General features: G+C 73.6%; 13 protein-coding genes. 8 read left to right on the forward strand and 5 right to left on the reverse strand.

The window, feature by feature from the left end; genetic code table 11:
• Nucleotides 1–79: 79 nt before the first annotated feature.
• The gene (locus ACFVWU_RS41365) at nucleotides 80–730 is read right to left on the reverse strand and encodes a dihydrofolate reductase family protein (protein WP_387631095.1); all 651 of its coding nucleotides are present in this window, start codon (nucleotides 728–730) and stop codon (nucleotides 80–82) included.
• A gap of 278 nt (nucleotides 731–1,008) precedes the next feature.
• Here ACFVWU_RS41365 and ACFVWU_RS41370 point away from each other — a divergent pair, with 278 nt between their 5' ends.
• The 4 genes from ACFVWU_RS41370 (at nucleotide 1,009) to ACFVWU_RS41385 (ending at nucleotide 4,187) form a co-directional block, all read left to right on the forward strand.
• Nucleotides 1,009–2,079, forward strand: coding sequence for a phosphatidylinositol-specific phospholipase C domain-containing protein (locus tag ACFVWU_RS41370; protein WP_387631064.1), 1,071 nt, complete (start codon nucleotides 1,009–1,011; stop codon nucleotides 2,077–2,079).
• A gap of 21 nt (nucleotides 2,080–2,100) precedes the next feature.
• The gene (locus ACFVWU_RS41375; RefSeq protein WP_387631066.1) at nucleotides 2,101–3,216 is read left to right on the forward strand and encodes a DUF6183 family protein; all 1,116 of its coding nucleotides are present in this window, start codon (nucleotides 2,101–2,103) and stop codon (nucleotides 3,214–3,216) included.
• A gap of 108 nt (nucleotides 3,217–3,324) precedes the next feature.
• Nucleotides 3,325–3,714: a ribonuclease domain-containing protein gene (locus ACFVWU_RS41380; protein WP_387631069.1), complete on the forward strand. Its 390-nt coding sequence runs from the start codon at nucleotides 3,325–3,327 to the stop codon at nucleotides 3,712–3,714.
• A gap of 122 nt (nucleotides 3,715–3,836) precedes the next feature.
• Entirely contained in the window at nucleotides 3,837–4,187 is a 351-nt protein-coding gene (locus ACFVWU_RS41385; RefSeq protein ID WP_387631072.1) for a 5-carboxymethyl-2-hydroxymuconate Delta-isomerase, read from the forward strand.
• Between the two features lie 147 nt (nucleotides 4,188–4,334).
• Here the strand turns inward: ACFVWU_RS41385 and ACFVWU_RS41390 are convergent, their stop codons facing one another.
• Nucleotides 4,335–5,963: an alpha/beta hydrolase gene (locus tag ACFVWU_RS41390; RefSeq protein WP_387631075.1), complete on the reverse strand. Its 1,629-nt coding sequence runs from the start codon at nucleotides 5,961–5,963 to the stop codon at nucleotides 4,335–4,337.
• Nucleotides 5,964–6,166: 203 nt separating this feature from the next.
• On the opposite strand from ACFVWU_RS41390, the gene ACFVWU_RS41395 reads away from it, so the two are divergent.
• Both ACFVWU_RS41395 and ACFVWU_RS41400 read left to right on the forward strand, forming a co-directional pair.
• The gene (locus ACFVWU_RS41395; RefSeq protein ID WP_387631077.1) at nucleotides 6,167–7,519 is read left to right on the forward strand and encodes an MFS transporter; all 1,353 of its coding nucleotides are present in this window, start codon (nucleotides 6,167–6,169) and stop codon (nucleotides 7,517–7,519) included.
• A gap of 55 nt (nucleotides 7,520–7,574) precedes the next feature.
• Nucleotides 7,575–8,423, forward strand: coding sequence for an SAM-dependent methyltransferase (locus ACFVWU_RS41400; protein WP_387631079.1), 849 nt, complete (start codon nucleotides 7,575–7,577; stop codon nucleotides 8,421–8,423).
• Nucleotides 8,424–8,467: 44 nt separating this feature from the next.
• Here the strand turns inward: ACFVWU_RS41400 and ACFVWU_RS41405 are convergent, their stop codons facing one another.
• A complete protein-coding gene (locus tag ACFVWU_RS41405) occupies nucleotides 8,468–9,661 on the reverse strand; it encodes a CapA family protein (protein WP_387631082.1) in 1,194 nt (397 codons plus the stop codon).
• Between the two features lie 206 nt (nucleotides 9,662–9,867).
• On the reverse strand, nucleotides 9,868–11,238 hold the full coding sequence (locus ACFVWU_RS41410; RefSeq protein ID WP_387631085.1) for an FAD-dependent oxidoreductase: 1,371 nt from the start codon (nucleotides 11,236–11,238) through the stop codon (nucleotides 9,868–9,870).
• A gap of 274 nt (nucleotides 11,239–11,512) precedes the next feature.
• Between ACFVWU_RS41410 and ACFVWU_RS41415 the strand changes: the two genes are divergently transcribed.
• Both ACFVWU_RS41415 and ACFVWU_RS41420 read left to right on the forward strand, forming a co-directional pair.
• Nucleotides 11,513–12,154: a DUF4360 domain-containing protein gene (locus tag ACFVWU_RS41415; RefSeq protein ID WP_387631088.1), complete on the forward strand. Its 642-nt coding sequence runs from the start codon at nucleotides 11,513–11,515 to the stop codon at nucleotides 12,152–12,154.
• A gap of 205 nt (nucleotides 12,155–12,359) precedes the next feature.
• Nucleotides 12,360–13,991 carry a purple acid phosphatase family protein gene (locus ACFVWU_RS41420; RefSeq protein ID WP_387631091.1) on the forward strand — a complete coding sequence of 544 codons (1,632 nt, stop codon included), beginning with the start codon at nucleotides 12,360–12,362 and terminating at the stop codon, nucleotides 13,989–13,991.
• Between the two features lie 46 nt (nucleotides 13,992–14,037).
• On the opposite strand, the gene ACFVWU_RS41425 is transcribed toward ACFVWU_RS41420, so the two are convergent.
• A partial coding sequence (locus ACFVWU_RS41425) for a cytochrome P450 (RefSeq protein WP_387631093.1) occupies nucleotides 14,038–15,275 on the reverse strand: 1,238 nt, incomplete at its 5' end.

Below are 15,275 nucleotides of genomic sequence, written 5' to 3' on the forward strand. Positions count from 1 at the left end.
TTTTTGTGGGGGGCGGGGGGGGGGCGGGGGGGGGGGGGGGGCCCCCCGGGGGGGGGGGGGGCCCCCCCCCGCTCTCCGGTCAGGCCGTCCGGCGGGTGAAGGTGAGGTGGGTGACACCGCTCGGGCTGCTCACCGCCTCGATGTCGAAGCGCTGCTCCAGCCCTTCGAGCCCGGCCCACAGCGACTCGCCCCGGCCGAGCACGACCGGCACCACGACCACGTGCAGGTGGTCGATCAGATCCGCCTCCAGGAACGCCCGGACGGTGCGCGGACCGCCGCCGATCCGCACGTCCAGGCCGCCGGCCGCCTCCCGGGCCTGCCGCAGCGCCTCCTCGGGGGTGGCGTCGATGAAGTGGAAGGTCGTGCCGCCCGCCATCTCCAGGCTGGGGCGCGGATGGTGGGTGAGCACGAACACGGGGGTGTGGAACGGCGGGTTCGCGCCCCACCAGCCCTGCCAGTCCTCGTCCTGCCAGGGCCCGCGCTGCGGGCCGAACTTGTTGCGGCCCATGATCTCCGCGCCGATGCCGTCGCCCCAGGTGCGGGCCATCGCGTCGTCCACACCGGTGTCGCCGCCCTCCTGGCCGTGCATCCGCCGGAAGGTCCGGGTGCGGAAGAACCAGCTGTGCAGCCGGTCGGCGGCGTGGCCGAAGGGCTGGTCGATGCTCTGGCCCTCGCCGGTGCCGTAGCCGTCGAGGGAGATCGAGAAGTTGTGGACCCGGACCAGGGACATGAGGTACCTCCGCTGCTCGGTGTTCTTCGGACGGCTCTTCACGCGGCTCTTCAGCCGGCTCGTCGTCGCGCTGCTCGCGAGCCACGCTAGCGCGCGGGTACGACACGCTGACGCTCCGTCACCGCCGGGCGCGGCGGGTCCGAGGTCGGGGCGGAGGTGGTGAAGCCGTCACGCTATTGTCGTGCCTTCTTCACGAGGAACACGCCCTACAGGGCGATGCTTCCTCCGGCGGCCCGCACGGGCGGCCGACACGACCGACCCCGGGGGGAACGATTCCGATGACCGTACGCCGTACCCTGGCCGGCCTCCTGACGGCGGGCCTGCTCGCCGCCGCGGCGGCCGTCGTCCCGACCGGCGCGGCGGACGCCACCGAGTCCGGCACGGGCGACCTGCCGTTCGGCTCGGCGACCACCGTCGGCCTGCACAACACCTACGACCCGGCCGCCTACCCGTACCTCGCCCAGGGGCTGGACACGGGCACCGGGATGATCGAGCTGGACCTCTGGACCGACGTCATCACCAAGGAGTGGAAGGTCAGCCACTCCAATCCGCTCGGCAACTCCAACAACTGCACCGCCGCCGACACCTCCGCCCAGCTCTACACCGGCGGTACCAACAAGAACCTGGAGCACTGCCTCGACGACATCCGGGTCTGGCTCGGCGCCCACCCGGCGGCCGGACCGCTGGTGGTCAAGCTGGAGCTGAAGGGCGGCTTCGCCGCCAACCTGGGGATGGGCCCGGACCAGTTGGACACGCTGATCGCCGCGCACCTCGGCGACCGGGTGCTGCGCCCGGCCGACGTGCTGGCCAAGCCCGGCGGCGGCTCGTACGCCAGCGTCGACGAGGCGGTGCGGGCCGGCAACTGGCCGACCCGCTCGGCGCTCGCCGGGCGGGTGCTGCTCTACGCGATCCCCGGCACGGTCGAGGAGCGCAACCCCTTCGACACCCTGCACACCGACGTCGAGTACGGGCGGCACCTGCGCGACCTGGCGGCGGCCGGCCGGATCGGTCAGGCCCAGCTCTTCCCGGCCGTGCACGGCGCGGCGGCCGGCGACCCGCGCGGCAAGTACACCGGCGCGGACGCCGGGATCCGTCCGTGGTTCGTGGTCTTCGACGGTGATGCCGCCGCCTACCTCAACGGCGTCGACACCGCGTGGTACGACCGCTCGCACTACCTGCTGGTGATGACGGACGCCCAGAACGTCGCGCCGCAGATCAGCGCCGCCGACCCGACCGTCGACCAGGCGCGCGGCCGCACCGGGCAGCTGGCCCGGGCGCACGCCAGCATCGTGTCGAGCGACTGGCGCAAGCTCCCGGCGGTGCAGTCCCTGGTGCTGCCGCGCGGCTGACCCACCGTAGGCTTCGCCCCCGTGGCGAAGACGATCGAGCAACTGGTGGCCGGCCTGGCCGGGTCGTACGAGGTGGGCGAGGTGTGCCGGCTCCTCGACGCGCACCTGGCGGGCGGCGACACGGCGTACCTCGCGGAGTTCGGCGCCGCGCTGAACGCCCGCTTCGGTTCCGGGCGGGCCGGCGCCGAGCACCAGTACCTCTTCGACCGGATCCTCTGGGACGTGGTCACCCGGCCCGGGCGCGTGCACGTCGAGCGCGCGCTCGGGCTGGGGCTGGCCACCCGCTCGCGCAGCGGGCGCCCGGTGCGCCGGGCCGCCGCCGTGCTGGCCGAGCATCAGCGGCCGTCCGCGCTGGCCGGGGTGTTCGAGGCCGCCCCCGATGACGCGACCGCGCCGGAGGAGCTGCGGGCCTGCCTGCTGCACGAGCTGGTGCTGCGCGGCGCGCCGGTCGCGAAGCTGCCCGAGGCGCGGGCCTGGGCGGAGGCCTCGCCGTCCTGGGCGGAGCACCCGCTGGCCTGGCTGCCCTGGGCGCTCGACCCGCTGGAGGGCACGCCCGGCTTGCCGCACTACCGGCGCGGCGGGGTCAGCCACGGTCGGCCGTACGGGCTGCCGCAGGGCGCCCCGCTCAACGGCTGCGCCGGTGTCCCGGTCGAGGTGGGGGAGGAGGAACCCAGGCTGACCGCCGCGGTGGAGCGCTGGGCCCGGCGGTACAACGGCCGGGTCGAGGCGGCGGTGTTCGACGCCGACGGTCCGGTCGCGCCCGAGGCCCTCCCCGGGACGCTGGCCGCGCTGCCGTTGGACTGTGTCGAGGACCCGGTGGTCGTCCCGACCACGGCCGCGGAGGCCTGGCGCCGGCTCTTCGCCGCCGCCTCGACCGGGGGCGGCGGCGAGGACGGCTGGTGGTACGGCGCCTACGGCCGGCTGGCGGCCTGGCGCTCGCTCGCGGCCCTGGCTGGCGCGGGGCCGGACGCCTCGGCGGCGGAGGTGGCGCGGCGGGCGGCGGACTGCGCCTGGTACGGCTTCACAGCGGGCGGCGAGTGGTTCAACGGGGACGACATGGACCTCGGCTTCGCCGTACTCGATGCCGGGCGCCGCCGGCTGGCGGTGCTGGCCGCCACCGACTACGACGGCGGCTGAGTGGTCCGCTGACCCGCTCAAGTCCTCAACGGGTACGGCGAGTTGACTGGAGATGAAGACTCCGAACGGGGCTTCCGGCGGGCCCCGGGGCTCGCCATCCTGGGGGGCATGACCCGAACTCTACGCGCGTGGAAGCGTGTTGCCGCCACCGCCACCGTCGCCCTGGTCACCCTCGCGCCCGTCGCCGTCGCCACCGAGGCGCACGCCGCGGTGAGCGGCAAGGTGTGCCTGTCCGCCCTGCCCTCCCAGGCGCGGACCACGCTCAACCTGATCGCCAAGGGCGGGCCGTTCCCGTACCGTCAGGACGGCGTGGTGTTCACGAACAAGGAGCGCGTGCTGCCGTCCCAGCGCTCCGGCTACTACCACGAGTACACGGTGGTGACCCCCGGTGCGCCCACCCGTGGCGCCCGCCGGATCGTCACCGGCCAGCGGTACCACGAGGACTACTACACCAGCGACCACTACGCGACCTTCCGCCAGATCGACTTCGGCTGCTGACGAGGTTGTGACATCACCAGGGCCCCGGTCTCCCCGGCCGGGGCCCGCTGCCGCTCCCGGGTCCGGCGGCCGGGCAGGGTAGGGTCGGCGGCGCCCGTCCGCACTTCCCGGGAGGAACCCCCGTGCCGCAGATCCTGGTCGACCACTCGGCCGACCTCGCCGTCGACCAGGCGGGCCTGGCCGCGCGGTTGCACCAGGCGATCACCGGGGTGATCGACACCACGGTGGCCGACTGCAAGACGGTGTTCCGCCCCGCCGGGGGCCACACGGTCGGTGACGGCACCAGCGGCGAGGCCGTGGTCCTGGTCGAGGTCAAGATCCTGGCCGGCCGCACCATCGAGCAGCGCGCCGAACTGACCGCCCGGGTGCTCGCCGTTCTGCGGGCCGGCATCACCGCACCGGCCGCGATCGGCGTACAGGTCACCGAACTCGACCGCGACACCTACCGCTTCGTCCACCACCCCGGCCGCTGACCGCCCCGGACTCCGGTCCCTCGTGGCCAGCGGCCGGGCTCGGGCGCCACGTTCAGGTGCCGGGTTCGGCGGCCGGGATCGCGACCACCGCATCGGCGCTTTGGCGGCGACCACGAGCAGGGGGCGCCGCCGAACTCCTCCCGGAGGTCAGTCCGTCTTGCAGCGCGTGCCCGCCGCCGGCACGGTGCCGTCGACCAGGTAGGCGTTGACCGCCTCGCGGATGCAGGCGCTGCGGTCGTACGCGACGTGCCCCTCGCCCTCGCGGGTGAGCAGGACGGCGTTGCCGAGTTCGCCGGTGAGCGTCTCGGACCAGGCGTACGGGGTGGCCGGGTCGCCGGTGGAGCCGACGACCACGATCGGGGTGGTGGCGGTGGACTTGATGGCGTGCGGCTTCTCGGTGGAGCGGAAGGGCCAGACCCGGCAGTCCGGGTCGAACAGGGCGGCCATCGGGTCGTGCTTGCTGACCAGCGGGGCCTTGGCGGCGAGGTCGCTGAGGGCGGTCTGCAGCTGGTCGCCGGACGGGACGTCGGTGGCGCCGTCGGCGCAGTGGATGGCGGTGTAGGCGTCCGCCGAGGACTCGTAACGGCCGTCCTTGTCGCGGCCGTTGTAGCCGTCCGCGAGGGCGAGCAGGTCGTCGGCCTGGCCGCGGACCATGGCCCAGCCGAGGGCGTTGCGCAGACCGCTCCAGGCCTGCTCGCCGCCGTAGAGGCGGCTGATCACGCCGGTCCAGGCGGCGGTGGCGGTGAGGGTGCGGCCCTTGCTCTTGAGCGGCTTGTCCTTGAGCCCGTCGAGGAAGCCGGCGAGCTTCTGCACCGCCTGGTCGGGGTCCTTGCCGAGCGGGCACGGGTTCTTGGCGGCGCAGTCGGCGGCGAAGGCCTTCAGCGAGCGCTCGAAGCCGGCCTGCTGCTCGATGTTGTGCTGGATCAGGGAGGTGGAGGGCGAGGTGGCGCCGTCCAGGACGAGCCGGCCGGCCCGGTCCGGGAACTCCTCGGCGTAGAGCGAGCCGAGGTAGGTTCCGTAGGACATGCCGAGGTAGCTGAGCTTCTGGTCGCCGAGGGCGGCGCGCAGGACGTCCAGGTCGCGGGCGGTGTTGCGGGTGCTGACGAAGGGCAGTACCTGGGCGTACTTGGCCTGGCAGGCGTCGGCGAGCTGCTTGCCGTGGTCGGGGCCTGGCTCGTCGGTGTTGAGCCAGTCGTCCCGGGTCTTGTCGTCCAGGCACTTGAGCGGGCTGGTGCCGGCGACGCCGCGCGGGTCGAAGCCGACGATGTCGTAGCGGTCGTGCAGCGGGCCGTCGAAGCGCTTTGGGCCGCCCTTGACCATCTCGACGCCGGAGCCGCCCGGGCCGCCCGGGTTGAGGACCAGCGAGCCGATCCGCTGGTCCGGCTTGACGGCCGGGTTGCGGACCACGGCGACGTCCAGGGTGCCGGTGCCCGGGGCGGTGTAGTCGAGCGGGACCTTGAGGGTCGAGCACTGCAGCGCCGAGGTGTCGACCTGCTCGTCGCCGGCCTGGTCGCCCTTGCCCTGGCACGGCGCCCAGGCCAGCTGCTGGCCGTAGAAGGCCTTGAGGGCCGGGTCGTTGGCGCCGGTGGGCTTGACCGTCGGGGTCGGGGTCGGCGTGGCGGTCGCGGTCGCGGCGGCCGAAGGGGTGGCCGAGGCGGACGCCGACGCGGAGGTCGAGGAGGAGGAGGCGCCGCTGGTGCAGCCGGCCAGCAGGGCGGCGGCGGTGGCGGCGGAGACGGCGACCGGCAGGGCGCGCCGCGAGGTCCGGATGATCATCGAATGCACCGCACACAAATATCACCAGCCAGTCACACTCGTCACATTGGTATTCCGTACCCGCCCGAACGCCCGTCCGGGACCGCCCCGAAGGCCCGGCCGGGGCCCACCTCGAACGCCCGGCCAGGACCCGCCCGTCACCCGCCCGAACGGGCCCGCCGCACCCGATTCCGCCGCCCGTCGAACGGTGCCATGCTGACGCCATGACAGATCGCATCGATACCGCTCCCACCCGTGACGCGGCACAAGCCGGGAGCCGACGGCGGGAGTTGGCGGCGGCGACGGTGGGGTCCGTGGTCGAGTCCTTCGACTGGAACATCTACGCCGTGCTCGCGCCGTACTTCGCCGCCGACCTCTTCGGCCACGGCAAGGGAGGCGTCAGTGGGGTCCTCGGCGCGTACGCCACCTTCGCGGTGGGCTTCGGGGCCCGGCCGGTCGGCTCCTACCTGATCGGGCGGCTCAGCGACACCCGGGGACGGCGGTTCGCGCTCAGCCTCGGCATGACGGTGATCGCCGCCGCCAGCCTGGGCATCGCCGTGTTGCCCGGGCAGCGGACGATCGGCGCCTGGGCGGCGGTGCTGGCGGTCGCCGCACGGGTGGTGCAGGGGCTCGCGTTCGGGGGAGAGGCGCCCAGCGTCGCCGCGTACGTCACCGAGACCGCCCCGCCACGGCACCGCTTCGCGTTCAGCTCGGTGTCCTACGGCGGGATCATCCTCGGCTCGCTGCTCTCCTTCGGCGTGCTCACCCTGCTGATCCACACCATCGGCAAGTCCGGCCTGGAGCACGGCGGTTGGCGCTGGGGCTTCGTGGTCGCGGCACTGCTCGGCCTGGGCGCGGTGTGGGTGCGGCGGGCGGCCCCGGAGAGCGCCGAGTTCCACCGCGCCCGCGCGCGGGCCGAGGTGGACGGGCGCCCGCCGTTCCTGCGGATGCTCGGTGAGCACCGCTGGGCGGTTCTCACCGTCTTCCTCAACACCCTCGGCGGCACGGTCGGTTACTACTTCGCCCTGGTCTACCTGCCGCAGTACGCCGCCGCCTACCACGTGATCGACAAGGAGCAGGCAGCCTCCTTCATGACCGTGGTGCTGGGCGTGGTGCTGGTCACCATGCTGCTCACCGGCGCGGCCGCCGACCGCTTCGGCCTGCTGCCGGTCGCCCGGCTCGGCTTCTGGCTGCCGATCCCGCTGGTCGGGATCCTGCTGGCCGGGCTGCGCGCGGGCTGGCTGCCGTTCCAGGTCGTGGCCGTGCTGCTGGGGATGCTGGTGGCGACGGTGCTCGGCACGCTCAACGTCTTCACCGGCCTGTTGTTCCCGACCGAGGTCAGGGCGGTCGGACTGGGTGTCGTCAACGCGGCCACCATCGCCGCGTTCGGCGGCACCTTCCCGCTGCTCGCCGAGTGGCTGGGCCACCACAACGGGCTCGGCGTGATCCCCGGCTACGTCACGGTCTGCACGGCGGGACCGGCGTTGGCCCTGCTGACGGCCATGCGGGTGCCCTCGTTCGCTGCCGCCGTGAAGGGGGCGGACGCCGATGTTCAGCGCGCACCGGGAACCGCCTGACGGACGATCACGTCGTGTGGTTGAGTGGACCGGACCAACGCCGAACGGGGGCACAGTGGAGAGCTACGAACCGGACAGCTGGCTGACGGAGGCCGAGTTCGACCAGCCGCCGCAGGTCGACCTGCGGACGGACCGGGCGCACTCGGCCCGGGTCTACGACTACCTGCTCGGCGGCAAGACCAACTTCCCGGCGGACCGCGAGGTCGCCGACCGGCTGCTCGCCGACCTGCCCGGCGCCCGCGACGGCGCCGCCGCGGCCCGCGCCGTGATGCACCGGATGGTCCGCCGGCTGGCCGGCGAGCACGGCGTGCGCCAGTTCCTGGACGTCGGCACCGGCATCCCCACCGCGCCCAACCTGCACGAGATCGTCCAGGCGGTCGACCCGTCCTGCCGGGTGGTCTACGTGGACAACGACCCGATCGTGCTGGCCCACTCGCGGGCGCTGCTCACCAGCACCCCGGAGGGCCGCACCGCCTACGTCGAGGGCGACCTGCGGGACCCGGAGAAGTTCCTGGCCGACCCGGCGGTGGCCGGCACCCTGGACCTGGGCGAGCCGGTCGCGCTGACGCTGATCAACATCGTGCACTTCCTCTCCGACGAGGCCGCGCACCCGCCCGTCCGCACGCTGCTGGACGCCCTGCCCGCCGGCAGCTTCCTCGCGCTGACCGCCGGCACCGCCGACAACGCGCCGGACCAGGTCGCGGTCGGCTCCCGCCGCTACGCGGAGGCCGGGATAGAGGTCCATGTGCGCTCGCGCGCCGGGGTGGAACGATTCTTCGCCGGGCTGGAACTGGACGACCCGGGCGTGGTCCTGATCCACGAGTGGCACCCGGAGCTGGGCGAGCCCTCGACCGTGGCAGCCGGTGAGGTCTCGGTGTACGGCGGGCTGGCCCGCAAGCCGTAGGCCGGTCCGGAGCCGCTACGGCCGTTCGAGCCGGGGGACGGCTGTTACGGCTGGGGGGACGGCGCCATGGTGAGCCCCGCCGATCCGGCGCCGCGGCTGAGCACCACCGTACGGATGTGCTCCAGCGCGCGGGCCCAGTCGGCGCGGCCGGGGTTGCGGCGGACGGCCTCGCGCAGGTCGAGCACCCGGTAGGGGGGGCCGAGGTCGGTGATCTGCGGGACGAACTCGGCCCGGCTCACCGTCCAGCGCTGCCTGGGCCCGGCCGGCGGGCTGACGGTGAAGCGGGCGAGGGAGCTCCAGTTGCCGCGCGGGTCCTCGGCGCCGTCGTAGGTGAACATGTGCCCGGCGAGCTGGTCGCCGAGGCCGTAGACCGTCCAGGTGTCGTTGATCTTCTCGTAGGCCTGCGGGATGTGGGCGTGGGTGCCGAGGATCAGGTCGATGTCGGGGCGGCCCGGGCCCTGCCCGGCGGCGGACAGCTCGCGGGCCAGGGTGAGCTGCTGCTCGTTCGGGGTGTCCTGCCACTCGGTGCCCCAGTGGATGCTGACCGCCACCAGGTCCGCGCCGTTCGCCCGGGCGGCGCGGGCGTCGGCCAGGATCCGGTCCCGATCGATCAGGTTGACGGCCCAGGGCTGGTCCTTGGGCAGCGGGATGCCGTTGGTGCCGTAGGTGTAGGCGAGTTGGGCCACCGTCGCGCCGCCCGCCCGCAGCAGCGCCGGCCGTCCGGCCTCCTCGGCGGTGCGGGCGGAGCCGGTGTGGGCGAGGCCGACGGCGTCCATGGCGTCCAGGGTGCGGCGGATGCCGGCCGGGCCGTCGTCCAGGGTGTGGTTGGACGCGGTGTCGCAGGAGTGGTACCCGGCGTCCTTGAGCGCCTTGGCCACCTGCGGCGGGGACTTGAACGAGGGGTACCCGGTGTACGGGCCGCCGTCGGCGCCGTAGACCGTCTCCATGTGGCAGATCGCCAGGTCCGCGCCGCTGATCAGAGGCTTGACGCCGGCCAGCATGGCGGTGAAGTCGTAGCCGTCGCCGCCGGCGTCCTCCTTGGCCTGCTGGATGATCTCGGTGTGCGGCAGCACGTCGCCGGTGGCCACCAGGGTGAACGCCTTCGGCCCGGTCGGGGTGGGGGTGGCGGCGTCCGTGGTGGAAGCGGGCGGCTCGGGTGGCTGCGGGGCGCCGCAGCCCGGGAGGGCGAGCAGCAGGGTGAGGGCCGTGGCGGCAGTCCGCCGGCAGGGCAGGGGCATCGTCGGCTCATCTCAAGATCGGACGGTATGACCAACCATCCGACTATGCGGGCCCCCGTCGTCCGGACCGCCGCCCCCACGCCCGCAGGTCACCCAGGGAGCCCCGCCGCCGTGCTCCCGACCGGGACACCGTGGGGTGCCGGGTTCGGGCGTGTCCTGCGGGTCCGGCCGGATCCGGCGCAGATCCGCAGGACACGCCCTACCGCTCAGGCCGGGATGAGCGCGTCCCACTGGTCCCGGGTCGGCCCGTCGAGCTGCGGCGAGAAGTCCGGGCGGGCGTCCAGCCAGGCGGTGACGTGCCGGTCCACCTCCTCGGAGCCGTAGGCTTCCTCGGCGGACCGCATGAGGTGGCGGACCTGGGCCCGGGCCCGCATGACGACGGGGTCCTCGAAGGCGCAGGCGGCCACGGCCGCGGCCCGTCGGTCGGGGGGCGGTGCGTCCTCGGTGAGGCGTCGCTCGGTGGCGCGGTCGGCCGCCACCTGCGCGTCGAACACCGGGCGGAGGTTCTCGGCGGTCCAGGCGTGGTAGCCGGTCGGGTCCGCGGCGACCTCGTCGGCGTGGGCGCCGAGGTACTGGGCGGTGCGCAGGGCGAGGGCCGCGCCGTGGCCCAGGGTGGGGTTGGTGTGCATGAGGCTGTCCCCGACGTTGACCAGACCGGTGGCGACGGGTCCGTCCCCGTCGACGAGGGAGGGCCAGCGGTTGTCCAGGCCGGCCCTCGGCAGGACGGCGGACTGCGGTTCCGGGTCCAGGTCGAGCCAGGCGGCGCAGGCGGGGAAGCGGCGGGCGACGGCCTCGAACACGTCGGGGTCGGTGAGCGCGCCGCGGGTCGGGTCGCCCGTGGAGAGCACCACGTTCACCGCGAAGGTGTCGTTGTCGGACGGGAAGACCCCGGCGAGCGCGAAGGCCGCGGCCGAGCCGTTCTGCACCCCGGGGTCGCGCGGGCCGTCGGCCCGCAGCCGGTACCAGCGGCTCAGATAGGCGATCCCGGTGCGGTGGCTGTCGACCACGGGCGGTCGGCATCCGGCCGCGACCAGCCAGCCGGGAACCGGCGAGCGGCGGCCGGCGGCGTCGACGACGAGGTCCGCGAGGTGCGTCTCCCCGCCCACCCGCACCCCGGTGACCCGGGCGGGGTCGCCCTCCTCGATGGCCAGGCCGCTCACCCGGACGCCTCGCCGCACCTCGACGGCGGGTTCCCGCCGTACGGCCGCGGTCAGGGTGGCCTCCAGGACGATGCGTCGGGTGCGCAGGGTGACGAGTTCGTCGTCGCCGTCCCGGTGTGGCGGATGCTCACCGAACCAGTCGAAGTCGTGGTACTCCCGGGCTCCGCGGGCCAGCAGGTCCGCGTAGACCTCCGGGGTCTCGGCGCGCAGCACGGTGCGTACGGGGGCGAGGAACGAGTGGGGCTGGACGGCCTGCGGGACCCGGGGCCTGTTCCAGTGGTAGAAGTCCTGGTCCGGGTCCTCTCCGGCCTGCCGTGCGTCCTGCTCGAACAGCGTGACCGTATGGCCCCGCCGACCGAGCATGAGCGCCGTTCCCAGCCCGCCGATACCCCCGCCGACCACCGCAACCCGCGCCAACTGAAGCTCCCCTTCGCGTCGTGTTGCAGACCGAGCCTAGCGCTCGGTGATCTTCGGCCGCGAACCGGGGTCGCCTCGGCGTCCGGCGCACCGGCAGGTCGTCGGGGTGTTCGCCGTCGTCGCACCCTCGCGGATTCGGTGACCATGTGTCACCCCCTGTACACGGGTGCGCTCGATGTGCTGACATATCCACGTCAAGTCCGACGCGGCGGCGTGTGCAGTCCGAACCGGCGCCATGCCGCCCCGGCTCCGTGGACGATCGAAGGGGAAGCCCATGCTGCTCCGCACACTGGCCGTCGCGACCGCGGTCTCCGCCGCGCTGGTCGGCACGTCGACCTTCGGCGGCGACTCGCTCCCGACCCCGCCGGACCGGATCGTCATCGACGTCGCGACGGTCAACGGCTCCGGCTGCCCGGCGGGGACGGCCGCGGTGGCCGTGTCGCCGGACAACACCGCCTTCACCGTGACGTACAGCAGCTACCTCGCCCAGGTGGGAGTGGGCTCGAAGCCGACCGACTTCCGGAAGAACTGTCAGCTCGACCTGCGCGTGCACGTCCCCCAGGGCTTCACCTACGCGATCGCCTCCGCCGACTACCGCGGCTTCGCCCACCTGGAGGCGGGGGCGACCGGCATCCAGCGAGCCGGCTACTACTTCCAGGGCGATCCCGGGACCACCTACCGGAGCCACCGCTTCGACGGCCCGACGGACGACAACTGGCAGGTGACCGACACCGTCGACGTCGCCGCCCTGGTCTTCGCTCCCTGCGGAGAGGAGCGCAACTTCAACGTCAACACCGAACTGCGCGTCGGCGCCGGCACCTCGGACCCGGCGCACACCACCAGCTTCATGGCGATGGACTCGACGGACGGCAACATCAACACCGTCTACCACCTCGCCTGGAAGCAGTGCCCCTGATCCCCGATCCCTGATTTCAGACCCCTGATTCCCCGACCCATGGGCCCGCCCCGGCCCCGGCGGAGCCCCGGCCGCCGGGGCCGGGGCGTGTCCGTATCCGTGCTGCCGCGAGGACATGAGCATCCGTCAGAAAATCGATCGCCTTTACATGCCCATGTCGCTACAGTGCTGCGGTTCACAACCCCCACACGGCAGACGGAGCGCCATGACGATCGCACGCAGGTCCATCCTCAAGGGCACGTCGGCGGCCGGAGCCGCGCTGGTCGCGGGCGGTGCGGCCGCCCAGCCGGCCGCGGCGGACGATCCGGTGCCGAGCCCCCTGCTGCAGGCCACCCCGCACCGGATCGGGGCGCCCAGCGTGAGCGGAGTGCACCTGCAGTTCGGCACCGATCCCTCCGCCGAGATGACCGTCTCCTGGATCACCCCGCAGTCCGTCCGCCGCCCACTGGTCCGGCTCGGCTCGCCGGACGGCGGCCACGGCCGGGTCGTCGAGGCCGAGACCCGCACCTACCGCGACGCCCTCGGCAAGGACGAGGTGTACGTCCACCACGCCAGGCTCACCGGACTGCGCCCGGCCACCACCTACCTGTACACCGCGGGCCACGACGGCGCGAGCCCCGAGACCGGCAGCTTCACCACCGCCCCGCGCGGCCGGGCCCCCTTCACCTTCACCAGCTTCGGCGACCAGGCCACCCCCAACCTCCGCCGCCAACTCGTCTTCCCCGACGGCATGCCCTCACCGCTCGGCAAGTACCCGGTGTACACGAGCAGCCAGATCGGCTCCCCGCACGCCGCCGACATCGTCGCCGCCGTCGAACGCGTCGGCCCGCTGTTCAACCTGGTCAACGGGGACCTCTGCTACGCCTCCTACAGCGGCCGCCACGGCCAGAGCCGCACCGCCACCTGGGCCGACTGGTTCATCAACAACAGCCGCTCCACCCGGCTGCGCCCGTGGATGCCCTGCGCCGGGAACCACGAGAACGAGAGCGGCAACGGCCCGATCGGCGCCCTCGGCTACCAGACCTTCTTCGCCCTGCCCGACTCCGCCGCCGACCGCGACGAGGAGACCCGGGGCATGTGGTACGCCTTCACCGTCGGCTCGGTGCGCTTCATCAGCCTCGCCAACGACGACGTGGCCATCCAGAACTCCGGCGAGACCTATCTGCGCGGCTACTCGGGTGGCGCCCAACAGCGGTGGCTGGAACGGGAGTTGCGCACGGCCAGGAGTAACCGGGCGATCGACTGGATCGTGGTCTGCATGCACCACCCGATGATCTCCAGCTCCAAGCACGGCTCCGGCAGCGACCTCGGCGTGCGCGAGGCCTGGGGGCCGCTGTTCGACGCCTACGGGGTCGACCTCGTGGTCAGCGGCCACGAGCACTACTACGAGCGCTCCCACCCCGTCCGCGGCACCCTGCCCAACGACACCCGCACCCCGGTGCCCACCGGCACCGACCCCCGCCTCGCCGACACCGGCCGGGGCACCGTCCACATGGTCATCGGCGCCGGCGGAAACGCGGCCACCACCCAGGACGACCTGTTCGACCAGCCCCAGGGCCGGGTGGTCATCGGCCTGGAGGACAAGCCCGCCCCGGGCGCCCCCTACCGGGAGTCGATCTGGCTGACCGAGGACGCGCCGTGGGCCGCCTACCAGGACCGCGTCCACACCCACGGCTTCGCCGCCTTCGAGGTCGACCCCGGCGACCGGCGCGGCGGCACCACCACGATGCGAGTCACCTACTACACCTTCGACGGCCCGCACGGGGACCTCACCCCGGTGGACACCTTCACCCTGCACCGCCGCCGCACCGACGGCGAGAGCGGCGACGAGGACTGAGCCCGGGCGGGCGGCGGCACGGTGACCACCACCCGCCCCGGCGGGTTCAGCGCCGGAAGAAGCCGGTCAGCGCGTCCCACCAGCTGCGTCGCTGCGCCGGAACGGCCGCCACCGGCGGAGCCGAGGCGGTGGCCGCCGCTTGCTCGGCGGCCTGGAACTCCTCCGCCGTCCGGGCGGCCCGCTCCTCCGCCGCCCGCTCCGCCTCCGCCACCGACTCCGGATCCGGCTCGATCTCACGCGGGGTGAACTCCACCGGCAGCGCCGTCAGATGGCGGGAGATCCAGGCCGAACTCCAGGTCAACTCCTCCTCGGGGACGGCCAGTCGGAGGTCCGGAAGCAGGGTGAGCAGGATGTCGATCCCGGCCTCGGCGACGTGCCGTCCGATGTCCTGCCCGGGGCACTCGTGCGGCCCGGCGCCGAAGGACAGGTGCGAGCGGTTGCCGTACAGCGGGGTGGCCAGATCGGGCCGGACCACCGGGTCGACGTTGCCCGCCGCCAGGCCGAGCAGCAGGAAGTCCCCGGCCTTGATCTGCTGCCCGCCGAGCTCGGTGTCGGCGGTCGCGCAGCGCCCGGCCACCAGCGACATCGGCGGGGAGTCCCAGAGCACCTGGTCCAGCGCCTCGCCCAGGGTCATCTGGCCGCCGGACAGGTGGGCGCGGAAGCGCGGGTCGGTGAGCACCATCTTCAGCGAGTCGGCGATCAGGTTGACGGTCGTCTCGTTGGCGGCCAGCAGCACCACCCGCAGGTGTTCCATCACCTCGTCGTCGGTCAGCTCGGCCGGGTGCGCGAGCAGCCGACTGGTCAGGTCGTCGCCGGGGTGGTCGCGCTTGACCGCGATGGTCCGGCGCAGGCTCGCCACCACGTACTCGTTGCTGGCGATCGCCGTCTCGGTGCCCTTCATCAGGTCCCGTGCGGCGTCCACCAGTTGCGGCCCGTACTCGTCCGGCATGCCGATCAGCTTGGTCATCACCAGCATCGGCAGGTGCTCGGCGAACTGGGAGATCAGCTCGGCCCGGCCGGTGGTGCCGACCACCTGGACGAGGTCGGTGGTGAAGCGGCGGACGTGGCGGCGGACGCCGCGCCGGTCGAAGCCGTTCAGGCCGTCCAGGACGGCGCCGCGCAGTCGGCGGTGCTCATCGCCGTCCGCGAACACGCAGATCGGCTGCCAGGCGACCACCGGCAGGAGCGGGGAGTCGGCCGGGACCTCGCCGTGGCGGAAGGCGCTCCAGAGCCGGGAGTCGCGGGAGAACAGCGAGGGGGTGCGCATCGCGGTGATGTTGGCGC

This window comes from Kitasatospora sp. NPDC058190 (genome assembly GCF_042883685.1).
Lineage (GTDB): Bacteria > Actinomycetota > Actinomycetes > Streptomycetales > Streptomycetaceae > Kitasatospora.

Bases quoted from the DNA above. Each gene is read 5' to 3' on its own strand.
- ACFVWU_RS41405 (WP_387631082.1), bottom strand. From the start codon at position 9,661: ATGCCCCTGCCCTGCCGGCGGACTGCCGCCACGGCCCTCACCCTGCTG.
- ACFVWU_RS41395 (WP_387631077.1), top strand. From the start codon at position 6,167: ATGACAGATCGCATCGATACCGCTCCCACCCGTGACGCGGCACAAGCC.
- ACFVWU_RS41390 (WP_387631075.1), bottom strand. From the start codon at position 5,963: ATGATCATCCGGACCTCGCGGCGCGCCCTGCCGGTCGCCGTCTCCGCC.
- ACFVWU_RS41370 (WP_387631064.1), top strand. From the start codon at position 1,009: ATGACCGTACGCCGTACCCTGGCCGGCCTCCTGACGGCGGGCCTGCTC.
- ACFVWU_RS41365 (WP_387631095.1), bottom strand. From the start codon at position 730: ATGTCCCTGGTCCGGGTCCACAACTTCTCGATCTCCCTCGACGGCTAC.
- ACFVWU_RS41415 (WP_387631088.1), top strand. From the start codon at position 11,513: ATGCTGCTCCGCACACTGGCCGTCGCGACCGCGGTCTCCGCCGCGCTG.
- ACFVWU_RS41420 (WP_387631091.1), top strand. From the start codon at position 12,360: ATGACGATCGCACGCAGGTCCATCCTCAAGGGCACGTCGGCGGCCGGA.
- ACFVWU_RS41380 (WP_387631069.1), top strand. From the start codon at position 3,325: ATGACCCGAACTCTACGCGCGTGGAAGCGTGTTGCCGCCACCGCCACC.